Annotated in this window: 23 protein-coding genes and 1 tRNA gene; 9 read left to right on the forward strand and 15 right to left on the reverse strand. The window is 74.1% G+C overall.

Annotated elements, in window-relative coordinates:
• Positions 1–9 precede the first annotated feature (9 nt).
• On the reverse strand, positions 10–522 hold the full coding sequence (locus ACSU53_RS16025; RefSeq protein ID WP_437028378.1) for a MarR family winged helix-turn-helix transcriptional regulator: 513 nt from the start codon (positions 520–522) through the stop codon (positions 10–12).
• A gap of 617 nt (positions 523–1,139) precedes the next feature.
• On the opposite strand from ACSU53_RS16025, the gene ACSU53_RS16030 reads away from it, so the two are divergent.
• Positions 1,140–1,334 carry a hypothetical protein gene (locus tag ACSU53_RS16030; RefSeq protein ID WP_362093753.1) on the forward strand — a complete coding sequence of 65 codons (195 nt, stop codon included), beginning with the start codon at positions 1,140–1,142 and terminating at the stop codon, positions 1,332–1,334.
• 261 nt (positions 1,335–1,595) lie between these two features.
• On the opposite strand, the gene ACSU53_RS16035 is transcribed toward ACSU53_RS16030, so the two are convergent.
• The 8 genes from ACSU53_RS16035 to ACSU53_RS16070 all read right to left on the reverse strand — a co-directional run bounded on the left by ACSU53_RS16035 (position 1,596) and on the right by ACSU53_RS16070 (position 6,380).
• The gene (locus ACSU53_RS16035) at positions 1,596–2,498 is read right to left on the reverse strand and encodes an RNA polymerase sigma factor SigF (protein ID WP_437028380.1); all 903 of its coding nucleotides are present in this window, start codon (positions 2,496–2,498) and stop codon (positions 1,596–1,598) included.
• Between the two features lie 249 nt (positions 2,499–2,747).
• Positions 2,748–3,794 (reverse strand): SigB/SigF/SigG family RNA polymerase sigma factor, encoded by a 1,047-nt coding sequence (locus ACSU53_RS16040; protein ID WP_437028382.1) that lies wholly within the window; start codon positions 3,792–3,794, stop codon positions 2,748–2,750.
• Positions 3,795–3,995: 201 nt separating this feature from the next.
• Complete coding sequence (locus ACSU53_RS16045; protein ID WP_437028384.1) at positions 3,996–4,289, reverse strand: Dabb family protein; 294 nt, start codon at positions 4,287–4,289, stop codon at positions 3,996–3,998.
• The gene (locus ACSU53_RS16050; RefSeq protein WP_437028386.1) at positions 4,289–4,465 is read right to left on the reverse strand and encodes a hypothetical protein; all 177 of its coding nucleotides are present in this window, start codon (positions 4,463–4,465) and stop codon (positions 4,289–4,291) included. The genes ACSU53_RS16045 and ACSU53_RS16050 overlap by 1 nt, the downstream gene beginning before the upstream one ends.
• 101 nt (positions 4,466–4,566) lie before the next feature.
• Positions 4,567–4,651 (reverse strand) — tRNA-Ser (locus tag ACSU53_RS16055).
• 45 nt (positions 4,652–4,696) lie between these two features.
• Positions 4,697–5,128, reverse strand: coding sequence for a tRNA adenosine(34) deaminase TadA (gene tadA, locus ACSU53_RS16060; protein ID WP_437033228.1), 432 nt, complete (start codon positions 5,126–5,128; stop codon positions 4,697–4,699).
• 56 nt (positions 5,129–5,184) lie between these two features.
• On the reverse strand, positions 5,185–5,724 hold the full coding sequence (locus tag ACSU53_RS16065) for a tRNA adenosine deaminase-associated protein (protein ID WP_437028388.1): 540 nt from the start codon (positions 5,722–5,724) through the stop codon (positions 5,185–5,187).
• A gap of 353 nt (positions 5,725–6,077) precedes the next feature.
• The gene (locus tag ACSU53_RS16070) at positions 6,078–6,380 is read right to left on the reverse strand and encodes a hypothetical protein (protein WP_437028390.1); all 303 of its coding nucleotides are present in this window, start codon (positions 6,378–6,380) and stop codon (positions 6,078–6,080) included.
• Positions 6,381–6,515: 135 nt separating this feature from the next.
• Between ACSU53_RS16070 and upp the strand changes: the two genes are divergently transcribed.
• Positions 6,516–7,151: a uracil phosphoribosyltransferase gene (gene upp, locus ACSU53_RS16075; RefSeq protein WP_362093739.1), complete on the forward strand. Its 636-nt coding sequence runs from the start codon at positions 6,516–6,518 to the stop codon at positions 7,149–7,151.
• Positions 7,152–7,417: 266 nt separating this feature from the next.
• On the opposite strand, the gene ACSU53_RS16080 is transcribed toward upp, so the two are convergent.
• Both ACSU53_RS16080 and ACSU53_RS16085 read right to left on the reverse strand, forming a co-directional pair.
• A complete protein-coding gene (locus tag ACSU53_RS16080) occupies positions 7,418–8,026 on the reverse strand; it encodes a LytR C-terminal domain-containing protein (RefSeq protein WP_437033230.1) in 609 nt (202 codons plus the stop codon).
• A gap of 280 nt (positions 8,027–8,306) precedes the next feature.
• Complete coding sequence (locus tag ACSU53_RS16085) at positions 8,307–8,603, reverse strand: type II toxin-antitoxin system VapB family antitoxin (RefSeq protein ID WP_004943146.1); 297 nt, start codon at positions 8,601–8,603, stop codon at positions 8,307–8,309.
• Positions 8,604–8,708: 105 nt separating this feature from the next.
• Between ACSU53_RS16085 and ACSU53_RS16090 the strand changes: the two genes are divergently transcribed.
• Positions 8,709–10,376, forward strand: a complete 1,668-nt coding sequence (locus tag ACSU53_RS16090) for a helicase HerA-like domain-containing protein (protein WP_437028392.1) — start codon at positions 8,709–8,711, stop codon at positions 10,374–10,376.
• 59 nt (positions 10,377–10,435) lie between these two features.
• Here the strand turns inward: ACSU53_RS16090 and ACSU53_RS16095 are convergent, their stop codons facing one another.
• Positions 10,436–11,056 (reverse strand): HhH-GPD-type base excision DNA repair protein, encoded by a 621-nt coding sequence (locus ACSU53_RS16095; RefSeq protein ID WP_437028394.1) that lies wholly within the window; start codon positions 11,054–11,056, stop codon positions 10,436–10,438.
• 115 nt (positions 11,057–11,171) lie between these two features.
• The gene (locus tag ACSU53_RS16100) at positions 11,172–11,894 is read right to left on the reverse strand and encodes a siderophore-interacting protein (protein WP_437028395.1); all 723 of its coding nucleotides are present in this window, start codon (positions 11,892–11,894) and stop codon (positions 11,172–11,174) included.
• A gap of 63 nt (positions 11,895–11,957) precedes the next feature.
• On the opposite strand from ACSU53_RS16100, the gene ACSU53_RS16105 reads away from it, so the two are divergent.
• From ACSU53_RS16105 to ACSU53_RS16125, 5 genes are all read left to right on the forward strand, one after another.
• The gene (locus tag ACSU53_RS16105) at positions 11,958–14,102 is read left to right on the forward strand and encodes a penicillin acylase family protein (RefSeq protein WP_437028397.1); all 2,145 of its coding nucleotides are present in this window, start codon (positions 11,958–11,960) and stop codon (positions 14,100–14,102) included.
• Position 14,103: 1 nt separating this feature from the next.
• Positions 14,104–14,709, forward strand: coding sequence for a GNAT family N-acetyltransferase (locus ACSU53_RS16110; RefSeq protein WP_437033231.1), 606 nt, complete (start codon positions 14,104–14,106; stop codon positions 14,707–14,709).
• Positions 14,706–15,185, forward strand: a complete 480-nt coding sequence (locus ACSU53_RS16115) for a cupin domain-containing protein (RefSeq protein ID WP_437028399.1) — start codon at positions 14,706–14,708, stop codon at positions 15,183–15,185. The genes ACSU53_RS16110 and ACSU53_RS16115 overlap by 4 nt, the downstream gene beginning before the upstream one ends.
• Entirely contained in the window at positions 15,182–16,075 is an 894-nt protein-coding gene (locus tag ACSU53_RS16120) for an SDR family NAD(P)-dependent oxidoreductase (RefSeq protein ID WP_437028401.1), read from the forward strand. The genes ACSU53_RS16115 and ACSU53_RS16120 overlap by 4 nt, the downstream gene beginning before the upstream one ends.
• Positions 16,076–16,412: 337 nt before the next feature.
• Complete coding sequence (locus tag ACSU53_RS16125) at positions 16,413–18,569, forward strand: copper resistance protein CopC (RefSeq protein ID WP_437028403.1); 2,157 nt, start codon at positions 16,413–16,415, stop codon at positions 18,567–18,569.
• Positions 18,570–18,701: 132 nt separating this feature from the next.
• On the opposite strand, the gene ACSU53_RS16130 is transcribed toward ACSU53_RS16125, so the two are convergent.
• Both ACSU53_RS16130 and ACSU53_RS16135 read right to left on the reverse strand, forming a co-directional pair.
• Positions 18,702–19,562: a DUF72 domain-containing protein gene (locus tag ACSU53_RS16130; protein ID WP_437028405.1), complete on the reverse strand. Its 861-nt coding sequence runs from the start codon at positions 19,560–19,562 to the stop codon at positions 18,702–18,704.
• Between the two features lie 75 nt (positions 19,563–19,637).
• On the reverse strand, positions 19,638–21,362 hold the full coding sequence (locus ACSU53_RS16135; protein ID WP_437028407.1) for a SpoIIE family protein phosphatase: 1,725 nt from the start codon (positions 21,360–21,362) through the stop codon (positions 19,638–19,640).
• A gap of 485 nt (positions 21,363–21,847) precedes the next feature.
• Between ACSU53_RS16135 and ACSU53_RS16140 the strand changes: the two genes are divergently transcribed.
• Positions 21,848–22,453: a hypothetical protein gene (locus ACSU53_RS16140; RefSeq protein WP_437028409.1), complete on the forward strand. Its 606-nt coding sequence runs from the start codon at positions 21,848–21,850 to the stop codon at positions 22,451–22,453.
• Positions 22,454–22,481 lie beyond the last annotated feature (28 nt).

Genomic DNA, 22,481 nt, shown 5'->3' on the forward strand with positions numbered 1-22,481 from the left:
ACGTCCTTCTCATGTGCTTGCGGGTGTACGGGTGGTCTGTTCGGATCCGGGAGCCGCCGGCCGGGGGACGGACGCCACCGGGCGGGAGCCGGTGCGGCAGTCGTCGAAGCTGTCCCGCAGGCGTGCCATGAGGTGGGCGAGCAGGGTGACGTCGTCGTCGGACCAGTCGGCGAGGCGTTCGGCGAGCAGACGGGTGGTGTGCCGGAACAGCTCGTCCAGCCGGTCACGGCCCGAGGGGGTCAGACGCAGGATGCGCGAGCGTTTGTCGGCGGGGTCGGGCAGGCGCTCCAGCCAGCCGCGGTCGGCCGCATGGGCGACGTGGCGGCTGGTCACCGACAGGTCCACGGCCAGCAGCTCCGCCATCCGGCTCATGCGCATGTCGCCGTGCCGTCCGAGCAGGGCCAGCACGGTGGCGGACCCGCTGGGGCACTCGGGCGGAGTGAGCCGCCGCATCTCGCGCTTCACCGCGCCGAAGGCACTGAACTGCCTGACCAGCTCCTCGTACAGGGCCTGCGCGGCCATGGCATGCATCTCCCGTGTTCGTTGCTTGGAGCAACCATGCAGGTAGATGATTGCTGCAGGCAAACAAAAACGGGGGGTCCACCTCAAAAACTTGGCAAAGGCAAGTATTGCGTCAGTAAACGTCCAGGTCAGTGCGGTGGGGGCGGCAGGGAGGCGAGGGCCGGGCCAGGCGGGCGGGGGCGGCGGAGCAGGACCGGAGTACGGGAGCGGGAGGACCGGAGTGCTGGGGGCGACCGCGGGAGACGTGGTGGCGCGGGCCGCGCGACACAGGGAGCGCGAATGCCGGGTCCGCGGCCCGTGGGGTGCCGGGAACACGGAGTCGCGCAGGAGTGAGGGGCGCGCAGCCGGCCCGCCGTCCTCCCTCGGCCCCCTTACCCTCCCTCGGCCCCCTCGGCTCCGCCGACCGGGCGGCGGGTGGCCTCTCGGCCCCTCTCCCGCCTCTCCCCTGTCTCCTCCCCTTGTTCCCTCCCCTTGCCCCCTCCTCCTGTCTCCTCCCCCTGTCCTCTCCTTCTCTTCCCGTGCCCCGGGTCCGGACGGCTCGCGCCCCTCCCGGTACGGCTGTTCGGGCGCCGCCCCCGCTTGGGCTGGTCGTACCGGATTCGCTAGGGTCTCGGGCCATGGCTAACACCCAGGGCCCCCAGGGCAACCACGACCCCGCTGGCAGCACCCAGATGTTCCGCGCGTTCGTCGACGAGGCCCCGCAGGGCCGGCAGGCCGCCGCGTCGAGCGGTGGGCCCCGTATCGGCCTGATCGTCGGTGTCGTCGTCGCCGTGGCCGTCGTCGCGGCGGTGGCCTGGCTGGCGCTGAAGTAACCGGTACATGCGGCGGCCGCCGTCGCGCCCCTGAGGGGCGCACCGGCGGCCATTGACGTACGTCGGCCTGCCGACCCATCACGGTGGAACGGCCGGGCCGGTCGCCCGGCGGTCCGCGCGGCGCTCAGCCGCGCGTGCCGTCCCGCGCCGGCCCCGGTGGCCCCGCCGGGCCACCGCCCCGCGCTCCACCGGGCCGACGCCCGGGATCCGTCCGACAGGACGTCAGGTCCTCGGCCCGACAGGACGTCAGGTCCTCGGCCTTCAGTCGGAGATGAGCCCCTCGCGCAGCTGCGACAGGGTCCGCGTGAGCAGGCGCGAGACGTGCATCTGGGAGATGCCGACCTCCTCGCCGATCTGCGACTGGGTCATGTTGGCGAAGAAGCGCAGCATGATGATGCGCCGCTCGCGCGGCGGGAGCTTGGCGAGCAGCGGCTTGAGCGACTCCCGGTACTCCACGCCCTCCAGGGCCGCGTCCTCGTAGCCGAGGCGGTCCGCGAGGGAGCCCTCGCCGCCGTCGTCCTCGGGGGCCGGGGAGTCCAGCGACGACGCCGTGTACGCGTTGCCGACCGCGAGGCCGTCGACGACGTCCTCCTCCGACACCCCCAGCACGGCGGCGAGTTCGGGCACCGTCGGCGAGCGGTCCAGCTTCTGGGAGAGCTCGTCGCTGGCCTTGGTGAGCGCCAGGCGCAGCTCCTGCAGCCGGCGCGGCACCCGCACCGACCACGACGTGTCGCGGAAGAACCGCTTGATCTCGCCGACGACCGTCGGCATCGCGAACGTCGGGAACTCGACGCCCCGTTCGCAGTCGAAGCGGTCGATCGCCTTGATCAGGCCGATGGTGCCGACCTGGACGATGTCCTCCATCGGCTCGTTGCGCGAGCGGAAGCGCGCCGCGGCGTACCGCACGAGCGGGAGGTTGAGTTCGATCAGGGTGTCCCGGACGTAGGCGCGCTCGGGGCTGTTCTCGTCGAGCGCGGCGAGCCGCAGGAACAGGGAGCGGGACAGGGTGCGGGTGTCGATGGCCGCCGAGTCCGGAAGGCCGGGCGCCGGCTCGGCCGGGAGGGCCGGTGCGTCATCGATGGGGCCGAGTGCGTCGAGAGCATGGGGAGCTGACTCGCTCTCCGTGGGCGTGAGCACCTTCGAGCTGCCCTGTTCTACGGACATGCCACCCCCTTTGGGTCGCGGGACGGTCGCGGCCGGCGCTCCCCGGAGCGAGGAACGCAGCCTTCACCTGAATACCGGAGCCGGAGCTCCGGCAAACGCTCTTCCCGCAGAATGTCACATGTCGGCAACGCTCTGAAGTGACATGTCGACATCTGAGACCTGAATCGGCCCTGGAAACAAGGGTTCTGACGGGATTTCGGGGGGTGAGGGGTCGAATGGGCACTGACGAGCGAATCGCGCTCGTACGGGTTACGCGTCGATCCTGTTTGCGGATCGCAGCCGCTGGAAGCTGCGCGCCAGGAGCCGGGACACGTGCATCTGGGAGACGCCGAGCTCCGCACTGATCTGCGACTGGGTGAGGTTGCTGTAGTAACGCAGCAGCAGGATCCGCTGCTCGCGCTCGGGCAGCTGGACCAGGAGGTGGCGGACGAGGTCGCGGTGCTCCACGCCGTCGAGCGCGGGGTCCTCGTAGCCGAGCCGGTCCAGCAGGCCGGGCATCCCGTCACCCTCCTGGGCGGCCTCCAGCGAGGTGGCGTGGTACGACCGTCCCGCCTCGATGCAGGACAGCACCTCCTCCTCGGTGATGCGGAGCCGCTCGGCGATCTCGGCGGTCGACGGGGACCGTCCGAACGCGGTCGTCAGGTCCTCGGTCGCGCTGGTGACCTGTACCCACAGCTCGTGCAGCCGGCGCGGTACGTGCACGGTGCGGACGTTGTCGCGGAAGTACCGCTTGATCTCGCCGACGACCGTCGGCATCGCGAAGGTCGGGAACTGCACGCCCCGTTCCGGGTCGAACCGGTCGATGGCGTTGATGAGCCCGATGGTGCCGACCTGGACGACGTCCTCCATCGGTTCGTTGCGGGAGCGGAAGCGGGCGGCCGCGTAACGCACCAGGGGCAGGTTGGCCTCGATGAGCGCGGCGCGCACCCGGGTGTGCTCGGGGGAGCCCGGCTCCAGGTCCTTGAGCTGACCGAAGAGCACCTGGGTCAGCGCCCTGGTGTCCGCGCCCCGGCGTTTGGCCGGGGTCGGCTCCGCCTCGCCCTCGCGGGCCTGCGTCGCGGGTGCCCGGAAACCGGCGGGGGTGCGCGTGCCGCCCGAAGCCTGCGTACCGCCCGCGCTGCCCGCGCTGCCCGCGCTGCCCGCGCTGCCCGCGCTGCCCGGGGGCTGCGTGCCGGCGGGCGGCTGCGTGCCCGAGGAGGACGGTGTGGCCGGCGCCGGGACGGGGTCCGGGGAGCGGGCCGGAGCCGGAGCCTGGGCGGACACCTGGTCCTGGGGCGGCGCAGTACTGGCCGACACGGTCAACGCCACCTCTTCATCGGTCGAACGTCCGTCAACTCATCCGTCAAAAGCGGTCATAGCATCACAAGACATGCTCACTGTGTGCAAGCACCCGCATATTCCGTGTTGGCCGTGAAACGTCACATAATGGCGCACGTCAGGCGCACGAAAGCCCCCCGCCATCACGGCGGAGGGCTCAGGAAGGGCCGGGCGGCCGGGTCAGAACTCGTAGTCGGCGATCACCCACGTGGCGAACTCGCGCCACAGCGCGACGCCCGCCTCGTGATCCGGGTGCGTCAGGTACCGGCGCAGGGCGTCCTCGTCGTCGAAGGCCGAGTTGATGGCGAAGTCGTAGGCGACCGGCCGGTCGGTGATGTTCCAGGCGCACTCCCAGAAGCGCACCTCGGGGATCTTCTCCCCGAGCGCCCGGAACGCCTCGACGCCCTTCACGACCCTCGGATCGTCCCGCTGCACGCCCTCGCCCAGCCGGAAGAGCACCAGGTGACGGATCATCACTTGCCTCCGTTGGCGACCCAGGTCATGAAGTCGCCGATCGCCTTCGCCGCGTCCGATATGCCCTCGAAGCCGACCTGGACGTAGTCGGCGGCCTTGGCCGGATCCGTGATGATCACATACACCGCGAACGCCACCACCGCGTAGACGGCGACCTTCTTCGCGTTCACCGCCATCGCGGCCCTCCCCAGTCCCAGTGCTGTGCCGGTGTCGCACGTGCCGAGCGGGCCCCATGATCGCACGAAGGGCCCCGTCTGACGACGAGGCCCTTCACCAGCGGTAGCGGTGGGATTTGAACCCACGGTGACTTGCGCCACACTCGCTTTCGAGGCGAGCTCCTTCGGCCGCTCGGACACGCTACCGAGGGAGACCTTACAGCACGGTGGGGGATGCTCCGAAATCGGTTTTCACCGGCTCCGGAAGAACTCGGTGAGCAGCGCGGAGCACTCCTCGGCCAGCACGCCCCCGATCACCTCGGGCCGGTGGTTCAGGCGGCGGTCGCGGACGACGTCCCACAGGGAACCGACGGCGCCGGCCTTCTCGTCGCGGGCGCCGTAGACGACCCGGTCCACCCGGGACTGCTGCACCGCGCCCCCGCACATCGTGCAGGGTTCGAGCGTCACCACCAGGGTGCAGCCGGTGAGCCGCCACTCGCCCAGCCGGGCCGCTGCCCGGCGCAGGGCGAGCACCTCGGCGTGCGCGGTGGGGTCCCCGGCGGCCTCGCGTTCGTTGTGGGCGGTGGCCAGCACGGTGGTGCCGTCGGGGCCGAGCAGGACGGCCCCGACGGGTACGTCCCCGCCCCGGACGGCGCGTCCGGCCTCGTCCAGGGCGCGGCGCATGGCGGGCCGCCAGGGGTCCCGCACCGGGTCGGGCGGTCTGTGGGTGGTCGGCACGGTCAGCGGACGGTCTCCAGGACCTCCGAGGCGCCCAGCACCTCGGCGATCTCGTTGAGGGCGTCCGACGACATCGAGCGCAGCTCCTTCTCGCTGACCCCGAGGTCCTCCAGGACCTGGGCGTCGCCGACCGGGCCGTGGGGCACCGCGTCGGCGGAACCCGCGGTGCCGGGGGCGTCGGCGTCCTCGTCGTCGTCCGGTTCACCGTCCTCGGTGCCGTCGAGGTCGAGGGCGTCCAGGTCGGCGCCGTCGTCGCCGGGCTCCCGGCCGAGCAGCTCGTCGGTGAGCAGGATCTCGCCGTAGCTGCTGCGGGCGGCGGCAGCGGCGTCGGACACGTAGATGCGAGGGTCCTCCTCGCCGTCCACGCGGACGACCCCGAACCAGCCGTCCTCCTGCTCGATCAGCACGAGCACCGTGTCCTCGTCGGGAGAGGCTTCCCGGGCCAGGTCGGCCAGATCCGACAGGGTCTCCACATCGTCGAGCTCCGTGTCGCTCGCTTCCCACCCGTCTTCGGTGCGCGCGAGCAGTGCGGCGAAGTACACCGTGACTCTCCCACTGGTCAGAGGCGTGCCGGTCGGGGGTTCCCCCGGCGGAGGTTGTGGGCGTGGAGTGCTCCGAGAGCCCCGCCCACTCGGAATCGTGGCAGAAACAAGGCCGTCAGGGGATGTCTTCGACTCCCTGTGTCCCGCAGTTTTGATCGCATGGGGCCCGGCGCGTTCCGGTCACCGGCGCGCCGGTCGAGGCCACCCGCGGTCCGATGCCGCCGCGTGTGCCCTCACGCCCGGATGGTACGCGGCCGGGCCGTTCCCGCGCGCGGGTCCGGCGGGCGAATCCGCGTGGCGTCCCGCCGCTTCCGGCCTCGCCCGGCGGTGTCCGTGGGGTGTGGGCGCCCGGACTACCAGCGGAACGTTCGCATCCGCATCGCGTGTCGCAGCCTGGCCGCCTTGGCGCGGCGGGGCTGCACCCGGTCGCGCAGGGCCCGGGCCTCCGCCAGTTCCCGCAGGAACAGGGCGCGTCGTCTGCGCCGCTCGGCCTCCGTCTCGGCGGCCCGTTCCGCCGCGGTGCGCGGGCCCGTGCGGAGCACCGCGCCGGGGGTCTCCCCGGGCATCTCCCCGGGGACCGCTCCGACGGTCTCCCCGACGCTCTCGCCGGGGGCCGCGCGCCTCGACGGATCGCGTCGGGCATCCTGCTCCGGCATCGTTCACCACCCCAGTCCGTCCCACCCACCTTCCCCCGGACGGGGGGTTTGACGCCAGTGAACGGGTGGTGATGCCGCAGGTGGCTTGCCCTGCGCGGGGACTGCGGGCCTCCGGCGCCCGGTTAGTGTGGGGGCATGCGTCTCCACGTCGTCGACCATCCGCTGGTCGCCCACAAGCTCACCACGCTGCGCGACCGGCGCACCGACTCCGCGACCTTCCGCCGTCTCGCCGACGAGCTGGTCACCCTGCTCGCCTACGAGGCCACGCGCGACGTGCGCACCGAGCAGGTCGACATCCAGACGCCGGTCGAGCGGACCACGGGCGTCAAGCTGTCCCACCCCCGCCCGCTGGTGGTGCCGATCCTGCGGGCCGGCCTCGGCATGCTCGACGGCATGGTCCGGCTGCTGCCGACCGCGGAGGTCGGCTTCCTCGGCATGATCCGCAACGAGGAGACCCTCCAGGCGTCCACCTACGCCACCCGGATGCCGGAGGACCTCTCCGGGCGGCAGGTGTACGTGCTGGACCCGATGCTCGCGACCGGCGGCACGCTGGTCGCCGCGATCCAGGAGCTGATCGAGCGGGGCGCCGACGACGTGACCGCCGTGGTGCTGCTGGCCGCGCCGGAGGGCGTCGAGGTCATGGAGCGCGAGCTGGCCGGCACGCCGGTGACGGTGGTGACCGCCTCGGTCGACCAGCGGCTCAACGAGCACGGCTACATCGTGCCGGGCCTGGGGGACGCGGGCGACCGCATGTACGGCGCGGCCGAGTAGCGGGCAACGAGTCGCGAGGAGCGGGTGGCCGAGTCACCGAGCGGCTGAGCAACCGGGCAGCCGGGCAGCCGGGGACGGGGGGCCGCGTGGGCCCGGGCGGGGGCGGCGCTGCCGGGACGGCGGTCCGTCGGCGCTCTGCCGCGCAGGGCCGGGGGCGCCCCTGCGGGGTGGCCGCCGGTCCGGCTCACGCGCCGTGCGCCGCCGGTGCCCGGTGCGGGCTCACCGGTCGCCTTCCACGGCTGGGCGGCCCGTGCGGGCCCGCCCGTTCAGCACTTCTTCCCGGTGGGTGCCGGTTCCGGCTTCGTCAGTGCGGTCAGGGCCCGGTCGGCGGCCGCCCTGTCCGTCAGCCGGGTGAAGCCGTCACCGAGGATGAGGTCGACCTCGGTGCCCTTGCGGGCCGCGTCGGTGCGCGGCTGGGCCCCGGCGAGCTGGGTGCCGAGCACCGGCAGCGTGGTGTTGAGGGCGGCGGAGGGGCCGAGCAGCACCCCGGTGCCCTTGACCTTCTTGTCGTACTCCTTGGCCGCGTTGCCGACCTCGCCGATCTTGAAGCCCCGCTTCTTCAGCTCGTCCGCGGTCTTCTTCGCCAGCCCCGTACGGGTGGTGGCGTTGAGGACGTTGACGGTGATCCCGCTGGGCCGGGGGAGCACCCGGGGGCTGGGCGAAGGGCTCGCCTCGGCGGCGCACGCCGCCTTGGTGCCGACCGCGGAGGCGGAGTCGCCGCCGCCGGTGAAGACGTCGATGAGCTGCAGAGTGCCCCAGCCGCCCACGCCGAGGACGGCGACGGAGGCGGTGCCCAGGAGCACGAGCCGACCGCGGCGCCGGGGACGGCGCATCCGCGGGTACTTGTCACCCCTGATCCGGTACTGGCCGCCCATGCCCGGGGGAGTCAGCATGCTCATGAGCGCAGCGTAGTGCGCTCCGGCGGCAATGCCTACCAGATGATCATTCGACTGCACGTACGGGCATACGAAAGAACCCGAAAGGGCCAAACGGTCCTTCGGGGTGACGGATGCGCGGGATGCGGGGGTGCGGGGTGTTCCGGCCGGCCCGTGGGCGGCCGGTCGGGCGGCGCCCTGTCGGCCCCGGCCCGGACGCCGTCGGCCGGGACCCCGGCGGTCGGTGACCCGCAGGCCGAGAGGTCCGGCCGGGCGACGGTCAGTCCAGCTCGAGCACGCGGGCGTGCAGGACCTGGCGCTGCTGTAGCGCCGCGCGTACCGCGCGGTGCAGGCCGTCCTCCAGGTACAGGTCGCCCTGCCACTTCACGACGTGCGCGAAGAGGTCGCCGTAGAACGTGGAGTCCTCGGCGAGCAGAGTCTCGAGGTCGAGTTGCTGCTTGGTCGTCACGAGCTGATCGAGGCGGACCGGGCGCGGCGCCACGTCCGCCCACTGCCGGGTGCTTTCCCGGCCGTGGTCGGGGTACGGCCGGCCGTTTCCGATGCGCTTGAAGATCACACGGAAAGCCTACCGGTCAAGAGCTTCCCGGCGCAGCCATGGCGCCGCAGTGCCACGCTGGAAAAGACATCCGAAAGCGGGACGTACCGGGAACAGGGGGCCGTGATGAGCGAGCGTGAGACAGCGGAGCGCGCCGTTGCTCCCGGAAACCCCGGCGGTGCGCCCGCCCTCCCGGAACCGGCCCGGCGGATCGCCTCCGGTTACGCCTTCCCGGGGCCCGCGCTCGACCTCGGCGCCCTGGTGTGGGACGGGCAGTGCCGGGCGGACGCCGCGATCAGGCTGCCCCTGGCGATGCTCAACCGGCACGGGCTGGTCGCGGGAGCCACGGGCACCGGCAAGACGAAGACGCTCCAGCTGATCGCGGAACAGCTCTCCGCCCAGGGCGTGCCGGTCTTCCTCGCCGACGTGAAGGGCGACCTCTCGGGGATCCGCACGCCCGGTGAACCGGGGCCGCGGGTCGAGGAGCGGGCCCGTGACGTGGGCCAGACGTGGACGGCGACCGGCTTCCCAGCCGAGTTCTACGCGCTCGGCGGCGCCGGCCAGGGCATCCCGCTGCGCGCCACGGTCACCAGCTTCGGGCCGCTGCTGCTGGCGAAGGTGCTCGACCTCAACCCGACCCAGGAGCAGTCGCTCGCGCTGATCTTCCACTACGCCGACTCCAAGGGGCTGGAGCTGGTCGACCTCAAGGACCTCCGGGCCGTGGTGACCTTCCTGACCTCGGACGAGGGCCGGCCGGAGCTGACCGCCGTCGGCGGCCTGTCCCGGGCCACGGCCGGGGTGATCCTGCGGTCCCTCACCGCCTTCGAGGCACAGGGGGCCGGCGCGTTCTTCGGGGAGCCGGAGTTCGACACCGGGGAACTGCTGCGCACCGCCGAGGACGGCCGCGGGATCGTCTCGGTGCTGGAACTGCCCGCCCTGCAGGAACGGCCCCGGCTCTTCTCGACCTTCCTGATGTGGCTGCTCGCCGACCTCTTCCACGACCTCCCGGAGGTCGGCGACGTCGACCGGCCCGGGCTGGTCTTCTTCCTGGACGAGGCACATCTGCTGTTCGACGACGCCTCCGAGGCGTTCCTGGACTCCCTCACCCGCACCGTCCGCCTGATCCGGTCCAAGGGGGTCGGCGTGTTCTTCGTGACGCAGACGCCCGAGGACGTGCCCGGCGACGTGCTCGCCCAGCTCGGCAACCGCGTCCAGCACGCGCTGCGCGCCTTCACGCCCGACGACCGCAAGGCCCTCAGGGCGACGGTCCGCACGTTCCCCGACTCCGCCTACGACCTTCAGGAGCTGCTCACCGGCCTCGGCATCGGGGAGGCCGTGGTGACCGTGCTCGGCGAGACGGGGGCCCCGACGCCGGTGGCCGTGACCCGCCTGCGGGCGCCGGAGTCCCGGATGGGCCCGGCCGACGCGGCGGAGCTGGAGCGCGCGGTCCGCGATTCGCCCCTCCACGCACGTTATGCACAGGCTGTGGACCGCGAGTCGGCGTACGAGCGTCTCGCCGGACGGCCGTCCGGGGACGGGCGCGGCGGGCGGGCCGCCTCCCGCGGGGAGTCCCGGCAGTCCCACGCGCCGCATGAGCGCCACGAGCCCCACGAATCCCGGGGGTCGCGGCACGGCGGCGCGTCGGACCGGGGGGAGGAGAAGCCGTCGGTGGTGGAGCAGGTGGCGGGCGGCGGGGTGTTCCAGTCGCTGGCCCGGTCCCTGGGCACGCAGATCGGCCGGGAGATCAGCAGGTCGCTGTTCGGCACGGCCCGGCGCCGGAGGCGCGGGAGGTAGCGGGCGCGGCCGGGCCGTCCCGTGGCGGCCTCCCGTCGGCCCTCCTGGGCCGACAGGACCTAGCCCTCCGGGGGCTTGGGGGTCCGCGCGGTCCTCTCCGCCTTGGCGGCCTTCGCGGCGGCCTTCATCTCCTGCTTGTGCGCCCTGACCTTGGCCAGCGACTCCGGCCCCGTGATGTCGGCGACCGAACGGAAGGACTTCTCCTCGCCGTAGGAGCCCGCCGCCTCGCGCCAGCCGGCGGGACGCACGCCGAGCTGCTTGCCGAGCAGGGCGAGGAAGATCTGGGCCTTCTGCTTGCCGAACCCGGGCAGCTCCTGGAGCCGCTTCAGCAGGTCGGTACCGGTCCCGACGTCACGCCAGACGGCCTCGGCGTCCCCGTCGTAGTGCTCGACGAGGTACTGGCACAGCTGCTGGATGCGGCCCGCCATGGACCCCGGGTAGCGGTGCACGGCGGGCTTCTCGGAGAGCAGGGCGGCGAACGCCTCGGGGTCGTACGCGGCGATCTCGTGCGCGTCCAGGTCGTCCGACCCGAGCCGCCGGGCGATCGTCGCCGGGCCCTTGAACGCCCACTCCATCGGGACCTGCTGGTCGAGCAGCATCCCGGTCAGCGCGGCGAGCGGGCTGCGGCCGAGCAGCGCGTCGGCGTCGGGGTCCTGGGCGAGGTGCAGTGTGACGTCCATGCCCCGATGATCGCGCGTCCCCGCCCGGCCCGCGCGCGGTGGACGCCCGGCCCGCGCGCGGTGGACGCCCGGCGCGGCGGAGGGGCGCCGGGCACCCGCCGCCGGGCCGCCCGGCTCAGGTGGCGCGCCAGTAGCCCAGGGCCTGCATCCGCTGCTTGGGCACGCCCAGCTCCTTGCGGGCGAAGGCGGACAGGGTGCGCGTGGTCGCGGTGTCGCAGGCGATCCAGACGTACGGGTCGGGGGTGGCCCGCAGCAGGTCGGGCAACTCGGCCCGGACCCGCTCCACCAGGCCGGCGCCCGCGTCACGGCGCGGGACCTCCCGCACCTCGTGCCGGTCCGGGTCCGCCGCCGACGGCAGACCGTCCAGGGTGCCTTCGAACCAGATGGTGGCCGGTGCCGAACCCAGCGCTCCCAGCAGGGAGTTGATGGCCGGCAGCGAGGCCGGGTCGCCGACCGCGAGGACGTGCGAGGGGGCGGGCTCCGGGTGGTCGAAACCCGTGCCCTGGAGGGTGGCCTCGATGGTGTCACCGGGCTTCGCCGCCCGCGCCCAGTCGCTGGCGCACCCCTCGTGCAGCGCGAACTCCAGGGCGAAGGTGCCCGTCGCGGGGTCGGGGTCGACCAGGGTGTAGGCCCGCTGGTGCGGCTTGCCCGCATTGTCGAACCACAGCCGGGCCCACATGGTCGGGTGGACGCCGGCCGCCGCCAGCAGTCCTCCGTCCGTGAAGCGCAGCCGCCGGTAGTCGTCGGTGACGTCCTCGGTGTCCGTCACGGTGAACGTGAAGTCCTTCGCGCGCAGCAGTTTGAGGACCGCGCCCTCCCAACCCCGCCCCTGCCCCATCGCGTCTTCACCCTTCGCGTACGATCCCGTCACGTTTACTTAGGCGAGCCTAACCTAAAGGGAATGAGGGGCACAGTGGCCGGCGAGATCTTTCGTGACGCCTGGGGCATCCCGCACCTGCGCGCGGGCGGCGTCCGCGAACTCGCCCGTGTCCAGGGCAGGGTGACCGCCCTCGACCGGGCCTGGCAGCTGGAGGTCGAGCGGCACAGGGCGCAGGGCACCTCGGCGTCCTTCCTCGGCCCGCAGGCGCTGTCCTGGGACCGGCTGGCCCGGCGGGCCAGGCTGGCGGACACGGCGCAGCGCTGCTTCACCGCCCTGGAACGGCGGGACCCGGAGACGGCGCACTGGGTGCGCGCCTACGTGGACGGCGTGAACGAGGGCCTGCAGGCGCTGCGGGACGGCGAACCCGGCGGCACCGCACCGGAGTTCGATCGCGTGGGGCTGGAGCCCGGCCACTGGGAGCCGTGGACCCCGCTGGCCGTCTGGCTCGCCACGCACATCCTCTTCGCCGGGTTCCCCGTCAAGCTGTGGCGCGCCCATGTCACCGAACACCTCGGCCCGGACGCCGTCGGCCTGTTCGCCGCCGACGGCCCCGGCACCTCCGGCAGCAACGGCTGGCTCGTCTCCGGCGAACGCACCGTCACCGGACGGGCGGTCATCGCCGGGGATCCGCACCGCTTCATCGAGGACCCCGGCGTCTACCAGCAGATCCACCTGTCCTGCCCGGAGTTCGACGTCGTCGGCCTCGCCGTGCCCGGCGTCCCCGGCATCGCCCACTTCGGCCACACCGGCACCGTCGCCTGGGCCATCACCAACGCCATGGCCGACTACCAGGACCTGTACCGCGAGCGGCTGCGCCGCACCGGCGCGGGCGTGGAGGCGCTCGGGCCGGACGGGACGTGGCGGCGGGCGGCCCGGCACACCGAGTCCATCGAGGTGGCCGGGCAGGAACCGGTCCCCGTCGAGGTGATCGAGACCGACCGCGGTCCGGTCGTCATCGGCGGCCCCGAAGGGCTGGAGGACGGCGGAACCGCCGCCGCGGCGCCCCCGGTCGCCCTCGCCCTGCGCTACCCGCCCCGCGTCACCGCCGACCTGGGCTTCTCCGCGCTGCTGCCCCTGCTGCGGGCCCGCCGGGTCGCCGACGTCGACCGGGCCGCCGACCGGTGGGCGGAGCCGGTCAACGTGCTCCAGGCCGCCGACACCGAGGGCGGCACCCTGCACCGGGTGGCCGGCCGGGTGCCGCTGCGCGACGGGGCCAACGGCCAGGGACCCGTGCCCGCCTGGGAGCCCGGCCACGCATGGGAGGGCTGGCACGAGCCGCCGCGCGCCCCGCTCACCGACGGCGTCGCCGTGATGGCCAACCAGCGCGGCCCGTCCGCCCCGCTCGGCGTCGAGTTCGCACCGCCGCACCGCGCCGACCGGATCGCCGCGCTGCTGGCCGGGCGGCGGCAGTGGTCGGCCGACGGCATGCCCGCGATCCACATGGACACCCACCTCGCGTCCGCCGCCCCCGTCCTGGACCTCCTCGCCGCTCTCCCCGGCGACGGTGACGGCTCCGGGGAACCGCTCGGCGCCCCGGCCGCCGCCCTGCGCGACCGCCTGCTGCGCTGGGACCGCCGGATGGACGCCGGCAGCGCCGACGCGGCGGCCTTCGCGGCGGTGCGGAGCGCCCTGGTGCGACGCCTCGCGGCGGAGCCCGCGTTCGCCCCCCTGGCCACCCCGCCCGCGTACCCGGAGGTCTACCTGCCCTGGCTGGCGCTGGTGCCGCGGATCGGACACGCCCTGGAGCACCTCCTCACCGCCGACGACCTGTTCGGCATCGACCGTGCGGCCGCCGCCCGGGCCGCACTGGAGGAGGTGGCCGCCCGGCCGCCCGCCGGCACCTGGGGCGACATCCACCGCCTCGTGCCCTGGCGCGCCCTGCCGCCCGGGCAGCCCGTCGACGAACCGGGACTCTCCGGCGACCACGACTGCGTGCTGTGCACCTCCCCGGTGCCCGGCCTCACCGACCTCGCCGCCCGCGGGCCGGCCGCCCGCTACGTCTGGGACCTGGCCCGCCGCGAGGACAGCGGCTGGGTGGTGCCGTTCGGCGCGTCCGGGACCCCCGGCTCACCCCACCACCGCGACCAGCAGCCCCTGTGGCTCGCGGGAGACCTCGTCCCGGTCGTCACGGACTGGGCCCAGCTGCACAAGGAGAGCGATGTCTGACCTGCCCGACCCGTACGCCGCCCGCCCGGCCGTGCACGAACAACTCGTCGACGGCTTCGGCCCGGTGCGCATCCTGCCGGTGGACCCGGCCGCCGACGCGCCCCTGCTGCACCGCTGGGTCCGCGAGGAACGCGCCTCCTTCTGGGGCATGAACGGCCTCACCGAGGAGCAGGTCGCCGGGATCTACGCCCACATGGACACCCTGGAGACCCACCACGCGTACCTCGTCCTCAAGGACGGCGCCCCGGCCGCGCTGCTCCAGACGTACGAGCCCGGGGCGGACCGGGTCGGCGAGTGCTACCCCGTCCGGCCGGGCGACATCGGCGTCCACCTGCTGCTGGCCCCCGCCGACGGGCGGGGCTCGCCCGGCTGGACCGGCGGGCTGCTCCGGGCCGTCGCTACATACGTGCTGGTGGGGCTGGACCGCGAGCGGGTCGTGATCGACCCGGACGTGGCGAACGAGAAGGCCGTGGCCCGTTTCCGCAGGCAGGGCTTCCGGACGGGACCCGTGGTCGTCCTCCCGGAAGTCGACCTGCCCGACGTGTACCTGCCGGAGAAGAAGGCCCAACTGGCTTTCCTCACCCGCGAGGTAGCCTTCGGCGGGTGACCCCCGACGAACTCGTCGACCATTACCGGCTGGAGCCGATACCGCGTGAGGGCGGCCTGTTCCGGCGGACCTGGACCGGTCCCGCGCGGCCCGACGGCCGTCCCGAGGGCACGGCGATCGTCGCCCTCCTCACCGCCGGGCCCGGTGACTTCTCCGCCCTGCACCGCCTGCCCGGCGACGAGGTCTGGCACCACTACCTCGGCGACCCGTTGCGGCTGCTGCTCCTCGCCCCCGACGGCAGCACCCGCACACCGGTGCTGGGGCCCGACGTCCTCGGCGGCCAGCACGTCCAGCTCACCGTGCCCGCCGGCACCTGGATGGGGGCCCGGGTGGCACCCGGGGGCGCGTGGACCCTGTTCGGCTGCACGATGGCCCCCGGCTTCACCTACGGGGACTACGAGCACGGTGTCGCCGAGCACCTGACGGCGCGCTACCCGGACCAGGCGGACCGGATCGTGGAACTGTGCCGCCCATGACAGGACGAGGGCCGAGGGAGCCGGAACCGGAGCGCGAACCGGAGCGGGATGCGGGACGGGAACGGGAAGCGGAACCGGTGCCCCCCGGAGCGCCGGGACGGCCGCCGCCCGGGCCGCCCGCGCCCGGCCGCGGCCTGCTGGCCGGTCAGGTCGCGCTGGTCACGGGCGCGGGCGGGGGCATCGGCCGGGGCATCGCCCTGCGGTTCGCGGAGGAAGGCGCCGCGGTGGCACTGCACTGCCGCACGGCGGAGGCACCCGCGCGCGAGGTCGCCGCCCGCATCCGGGAGACCGGCGGTGCGGCCGTGGTGCTGCGGGCCGACCTGACCGACGAGGACGCCTGCCGGGCAGTGGTGCGCGAGGCGGCCGAGTGGGGCGGCGGCCGGCTGACCGCCCTGGTCAACAACGCGGGGGTGCAGCCGCTGCGCACCCTCGCCGACATGACGGCCGCCGAGTGGCGGGAGGTCGTCGACACCAACACCACCGGCGTCCTCGCCTGCACGCACGAGGCCGCGCTGCTCATGCGCGACGGGGACGGCGGCTCCGTCACCCACATCGCCTCGGTCGAGGCCCGCCACCCGGCCCCCGGTCACGCCCACTACGGCGCCTCGAAGGCCGCGGTGGTGATGCACGCCCGCTCGGCGGCGCAGGAGTACGGGCCCTGGGGCGTGCGCGTCAACACCGTCTCGCCCGGGCTCGTCGAACGGCCGGGCCTGGAGGACGACTGGCCGGACGGCGTCCGGCGCTGGCGCGAGGCGTCCGCCGTGGGCCGGCTCGGCCGACCCGAGGACGTGGGCGACGCCTGCGTGTTCCTCGCCTCCCCGCTGGCCTCCTGGGTCACGGGCCACGACCTGGTGGTCGACGGGGGTGCGACGGCCCGGCCCACGTGGTGAGCACGGGCGGCGATCGGGGCGGACCGGAACCGGACCCGGGACCGGAACCGGACCCGGACCCGGGACCAGAACCGGAACCGGAACTCGACCCGAAGGGGACGGCGCGCGGCGTGAGCGGCGGCGGGGGCCGGCGGAACGTCCGACGGAACGAACCGACGGAACGAACCGAGGGGGCAGCCGAGGAGCGACCGAGGAACGACCGGGTGTTCCGGCGGCGCAACGACCCCTGGCGGGCCGGCGGAGCGGCCGGCGCGAGGGACGGTGCCATCGCCGGTGAGCAGACCGGGCCCGGTATCCGTACCCCCTCCGGAGCCGGAAGGCCGGGAGGCGGTACGACGTGGAACAACGGCGCAGCGAGTCGGTGGGCGGCGGCAGGAACCGGGTGGTGTGCGGGGCCCGGCGGGGGTCGGGCGCTCCGGTCCCCCGGCGGCTGCGGGCCCTGGTGCTGCTGGGCGGCGTCCTCGTCCTGCTCCTCCTCGGCAGCGCGGGTCCGGCCTCCGCCCACGCGGCCCTCCGCGGCTCCGATCCCGAGGACGGCAGCGTCGCCAAGACGGTGCCCGAGCAGGTCACCCTGACCTTCACCGAGTCCGTCGGCCTGATGGACGACTCCGTCCGCATCTACGGCCCCGACAACCGCCGCGTGCACGTCGAGGAGCCCCGGCACGCCGAGGGCGCCTCCGACACCGCCGTCGTCGAGCTGCCGGACGACCTGGCCGAGGGCACTTACACGATCGCCTGGCGGGTGATCTCCGCCGACAGCCATCCGTCCTCCGGCGCCTTCACCTTCTCCATCGGCAAACCCTCGCCCACCCCGCCCGCCGCCCCCACCGACCCGGGCGAGCACCCGGTGACCGCGAGCCTCTACAACACCGCGCGCTACCTCGCGTACGTCGCCGCCGTCCTGCTCATCGGCGCGGCGGCGTTCGTGGCCCTGTGCCGCCCGACGGACACCGCCCCGCTGCGGCTGCCCCTGCTCACCGGCTGGTGGACCCTGCTCGGCTCCACCGTGGTCCTGCTGGTGCTGCGCGCACCGTTCGAGTCCGCGGCGCCGCCGTCCGGCGTCTTCGACACGGCCGCCGTCAGCCGGGCGCTCGGCGGGCGCCCCGCTCTGGCCCTGATGGCCCGGCTGGTCCTGACCCTGCTGGCCGGGGTGTTCCTGCTCCGCCTCGCCCGCCGCCGGGAGGACGGCCGGCGCCCCACCGCCCCGCACCTCGCGGCGGGCGGTGCCCTGTCCGTCGGGTTCGCGCTGACCTGGGCGGCGGCCGAGCACGCCTCCGCCGGCATCCAGGTCCCCGTGGCGATGACGTCGTCCGTCGTGCACCTGCTGGCGACGGCGTGCTGGCTCGGCGGCCTCGTCGCCCTGCTCGTCCTCCTGTTCCGGGCGAAGACCCCGCCGCCCACCGCCACCGTCACGCGTTTCTCCCGCGTCGCCTTCCTCTCGGTGGTCGTCCTCGCCGTCACCGGCGTCTACCAGTCCTGGCGCGGCCTCGGCTCCTGGGCGGCGCTCACCGGGACCCCCTACGGCAGGACCCTGACGGCCAAGCTGGTCGCGGTGGCCGTGCTGCTGCTGGTGGCCGGTCTCTCGCGCCGCTGGACGGCCCGCCTGGCCCAGGGCCGGGTCCGGGAACCGGAGGCGGCGCCCGTACCGGACCCGGTGCCGGAACTGGTGACCGTCGGCGGCGACCCCCGCACGGCACCGGCGGCCTCGCCGGCCGGAGGGGAACCGGGCGCCGCCCGCGCGACCGCGTCCCTCGGCGACGACGCCCCGGGCAGCCCGGACACCCCGGCCACCCCGGGCGCCGGGGAGGCCTCGGACGGGGCGGCCGCCGGGGACCGGCCCGCCCCCGGCGCCTCCTCGGCTCCGTCCGGTTCCCCCGCTCCCTCCTCCGTCTCGGGCACCCCTGAGGGCCCGCAGCCGTCCGGCTCCCCGGACGCCGCCACCCTTCCCACGGAGTCCGCGGCCGGCCCGGACACCCCGGGCTCCCCGGACACCCCGGAGGACCTGCACCGGCGTGCGCTGCGGCTGTCGGTCCTGGTCGAGGTCGCGGTGGCCGTCGTGGTCCTGCTCATCACCACGGTGCTGACCAGCACCCTCCCCGCCCGCGCCCAGGCCGAGGCGGAGGCGTCCGGCCCGCCCCAGGTGGCCGGCCTCCCCGCGGCGACGTCCGTCACCATCCCCTACGACATCGGCCCCGGGAAGAACGGCACGGTCCAACTCACCCTGGACCCGGGCCGGGTGGGGGAGAACAGCGTCCAGGCGGTCACCTTCGGCCCCAGCGGCGCCCTGGCCATCGTCCCGGAGGTGCGCCTGTCCTTCACCCTGGAGGCGAAGGACATCGGACCGATCGACGCGCGCCTGACCGACCGCGGCGGCTACTGGGCCACCAGTGACCTCGTCCTCCCGATCGAGGGCACCTGGACGATGAAGACGACGGTCCGGGTGTCGGAGGTGGACCAGGTGACCGAGACCCGGCGGATACGGATCACCCGCTGACGGCTCGCACGCGCACGGCCCGGCGGGCGAGGCCCACCTGCCGCGCCGTGCCCGCGCCGTGCCCGCGCCGTGCCCGCGTCGTGCCCGCGCTGTACCGAGCCGGGCCGCGCCGGGCCGAGCGGGTCGGCGGCCTCACCCGCCGACCCGGGCGCGGCCGAGCAGCCGGGCCATGTCCTCCGCCGCCCGCACGGCCGCGTCGCCGCAGCAGTTGTTGAACAGCACGTGCACCTGTCCGGCCCGCTCGGCCAGCCCGCGCAACCGCGGTACCCACCCGGCGAGTTCGCCCTCCTCGTACCGGTGCCGGAACCGGTCCTCCTTGCTGCCCCGGCCCCACGCGGTGCTGCGCCCGTGGAAGCGCACCACGGACAGCCGGGGCGAGGTCACCGGCGCCACCGGCGGGATCGACGCCGGCAGCGACTGCGCCATGTCGACCCCGACGGCGGCCGCCCCCACGCGGGTGAGCAGCGCCGACGTCCGGTCCGCGCGCTCCCTCGCCCACCACGACGGGTGCCGGAACTCCACGGCCACCGGCCAGCCCCGCGCCCGCCGCGCGCACTCCTCCACGAAGGCCTCCCCGCGCGCCTCCGCCCGCACCCAGGGCGGGAACTGGAACAGCACGGCACCCAGCCGTCCGCCCTCCCGCAGCGGGGCGATCCCCTCGGCGAACCGTTCCCACACCTCGTCCAGCACCCGCGGATCCCGGCCGTCCGGCGGCAGCCCGGGCGGCATCACCGCGCTGCGAGTGGGGTGCCCGGTCAGCAGCGAGAACGCCTTGACGTCGAACACGAAGTCCTCCGGCGTCCGTTCCACCCAGAGCCGGCTGTTCCGCGCGGAGGGCAGCGCGTAGTAGGACGCGTCGACCTCGACCACCGGGAACCGTTCCGCGTAGTACCGCAACCGCCCCTCGGCGTCCCGCCGGCCCGGCGGATACCACCCGCTCCCGACCAGCGCCCGGTCGGTCCACGAACACGTCCCCACGAGAATGTCACCCATGGGCCCCCGGTTACCCGCCAACGGGCGGGGTGCGCCGACGCGTTCGCGACGCCGCGGGCAGATGTCGGACCCTCCTTAGGGCTGCTCGCGTCGCGGGGTGCGCAGGGCGAGGAGGGCCACGTCGTCGTGGCCCGGCGGATGGACCCGGCGCAGAAGCTGGTCCGTGAGGGACGGCAGGGGGCGGTGGGCGAGGGCGGCGGCGTGCTGGCGGAGCCGGTGCATGCCCTCGTCGAGGGTGTGGCCGGGCGCCTCCACGAGGCCGTCCGTGTAGAACAGCAGGGTGCTGCCCGGGGGGAGCCGGACGGTGGCGTCGGTGCGGGGCATGGTCACACCGGTGCCCAGCAGGATGCCGTGCCCGTCGGTGAGGTACTCGGCCAGGCCGTCCCGGGTGACGAGGAGGGGCGGCGGGTGGCCGGCGTTGGTCCACGTCAGCTGCCAGTGGCCGTCGTCCGTCCGGGTCAGCCGTGCGAAGACCAGCGTGGCCATGGAGACGTCGGTGATCGGCATGATGGCCGCGTCCAGCCGCTCGACGACCCGGCTGGGGGGCTCCTGCTGGGCCCAGCCGTAGGCGCGGAGCATGTTGCGCAGCTGGGCCATGCCGGCCGCGGCCTCCAGGTCGTGACCGACGACGTCGCCGATGGCCAGGGCCGTGGTGCCGTCCGAGAGGGTGAAGACGTCGTACCAGTCGCCCCCGACGTGCGAGGCGTCCGGGGCGGGCAGGTAGCGCACCGTCAGCGTGAGTCCGGGCACCTGCGGGAGGTGGGGCAGCAGGTGGTTCTGCATCGTCTCGGCGACCTTGCGCTGACGTTGGTAGAGGCGCGCGTTGTCCAGGGCGAGGCCGGCGCGGCGGGCGATGTCCTCCAGCAGGGGCAGGTCCGCGGAGGTGAAGGCGCCCCGCTTGGAGCGGCCCAGCGTGACGGCGCCCAGGACGGCGCGGGTGCTGCGCAGCGGTGCCATGACCGCGGAGTGGATGCCCGCCGTCTCGAACAGGTGCCGCTGCTCGACCATGATGCCGGAGTCCGGCTCGGTGCCCCGGTAGGTGTCGGCGCCGGCCAGCGCCGACGCCACGCCGCGCAGGGCCCTGGACAGGGGCATGAGCGACTCCTCCGGAACCGGCGGCATGGGGCCCTCCAGCTCCTCGTGACGCACCAGGCTGTCGCCGTCCGCCTGCACCACGAGCGTGCGCCACACCTCGTCCCGCTCGGTGATCAGGTCGACGACCGCCCAGTCCGCCAGCCGGGGCAGGACCAGCCGGACCAGCCGGTCCAGCGCCTCGTCGACGTCCAGGGTGGACGTCAGCCGGGTCGTGGTCTCCGCGAGCAGGGCGAGGCGCTCGTAGTCGGTGAGCGTCTCGACGGTGCGCTGCCTGCCCCGGGCCGCGTCGCCCGCCCGCCCGGGCGTGTGGAAGACCACGAGGGTCCCGGTCTCCGCGTCGCCGAGCGCGTACGGCGTCAGCGTCCAGGAGACGGACACCAGGGAACCGTCGCCGCGCTCGAAGTGCTCGTTGTCGCCCTGCGCCGGACTCCCGGTGTGGAACGCCTGGCGCATGGCGCACTGCGTCGTCAGCAACCGCTCCCCCTGCGGTCCGCGGTGCAGAAGGTCGTGGGCGTCCTGCCCGGCGAGTTCGGCGGCGGTGCGGCCCAGCAGGCGTTCGGCGTGGCTGTTGACGGCGATGATCCGCCCCTGCTCGTCCGCCACGTAGGCGCCCGCCCCGATGGCCTCCAACGCCGGGACGAGGTGGGGGAGGGCCCCGGTCGCGGACTGCTCCTGCTCGGCCTGCGCCCTCTCCTGTCCCACCATCTTCTCGCCTTCCTGGCATCGGGCTCGTCCCCCACAACACGGTGACACGCGCACCCCGTGTGTGCGCGCCTTCTCCGTTCCTATGCCCCGATGCACGGGTTGTCGGCCGCGATTCCGGTCACTCATTGCGGCGGACGGGCGCGCTGTGGGGGCGCGAGGCGGGAGGTACGAGCACGTGTGCGACGGCGCGCCTGGCGGGGGCCGCGCGGTGAGATCAGGGGATGGAGACGTCGCCGTGGACGGGAGCAGGAGGACGCTGGACGCGGACGCCGGCTCGGGCGATTCGGTCCTCACGCGTCCTGGCGTCACTTTCCGTTGCCATCAGGCCGTTTTGAGCAACATCTGAGCCGGAACTGGGGCCTCCGTCACAGTGGGCGAGTCCCGAAGTTGATCACATGGGTGTCGACCAGCCGGGCGCAGCGTCCCCGCGAAACACGGGGTTGGGGGCGTAGCGCGCCCGACGCATGTTCCGAAACGGAGTAGCCGTGCAGCACTGCACCACCCGATTCAGCATCTTCACCCGCACCTCCGCCATGCTCGTGGCGGCGGTGACCGCCGGTGCCGTCCTGGCGACCACGGGCGCCGCGCACGGGGCGGACCTCTCGGGCTCGGCTCGAGCCGCCTCCGGTCCGGTGACGTCCGCCGACGGCGGAGCCGGGCTCGACGGCATCGGCACGGAGGACGAGGTCCTGACGGGGATCGAAGAGGCTCTCACCGTCCTGACGGACATCCCCGACGAGGTGCTCGCCCAGGGCGACGAAGCCACCGTGCGGTACCTCCAGAAGCGGATGCCGGCCGAGACCGGCGGCGGGATCCAGGTCATGAAGTTCAGCGCCGCCGGATGCGCGCGGGGCATCCTGCTGGCCATCGGTTCCAACGTCTTCGCCGCCGCCAAGATCTACAAGATGAAGAAGGCCATCGACAAGCTCGGTGGCATCAAGAAGGTGGTCGCGAAGATCCGGTCGAAGAAGAAGGCGGGCAAGACCTTCAAGAAGGGCATCACGGAGGTCTTCGAGGAGGCCGGCGCCGGTATCGGGGGGATGGCCGCCGGCATTCTCGGGGTCGATGGCGTGATCAAGCACTGCTGGTGAACGGCGGACCTGAAGGGATGGGGGGGTG

The organism is Streptomyces sp. enrichment culture (assembly GCF_964273255.1).
Classification (GTDB): domain Bacteria; phylum Actinomycetota; class Actinomycetes; order Streptomycetales; family Streptomycetaceae; genus Streptomyces.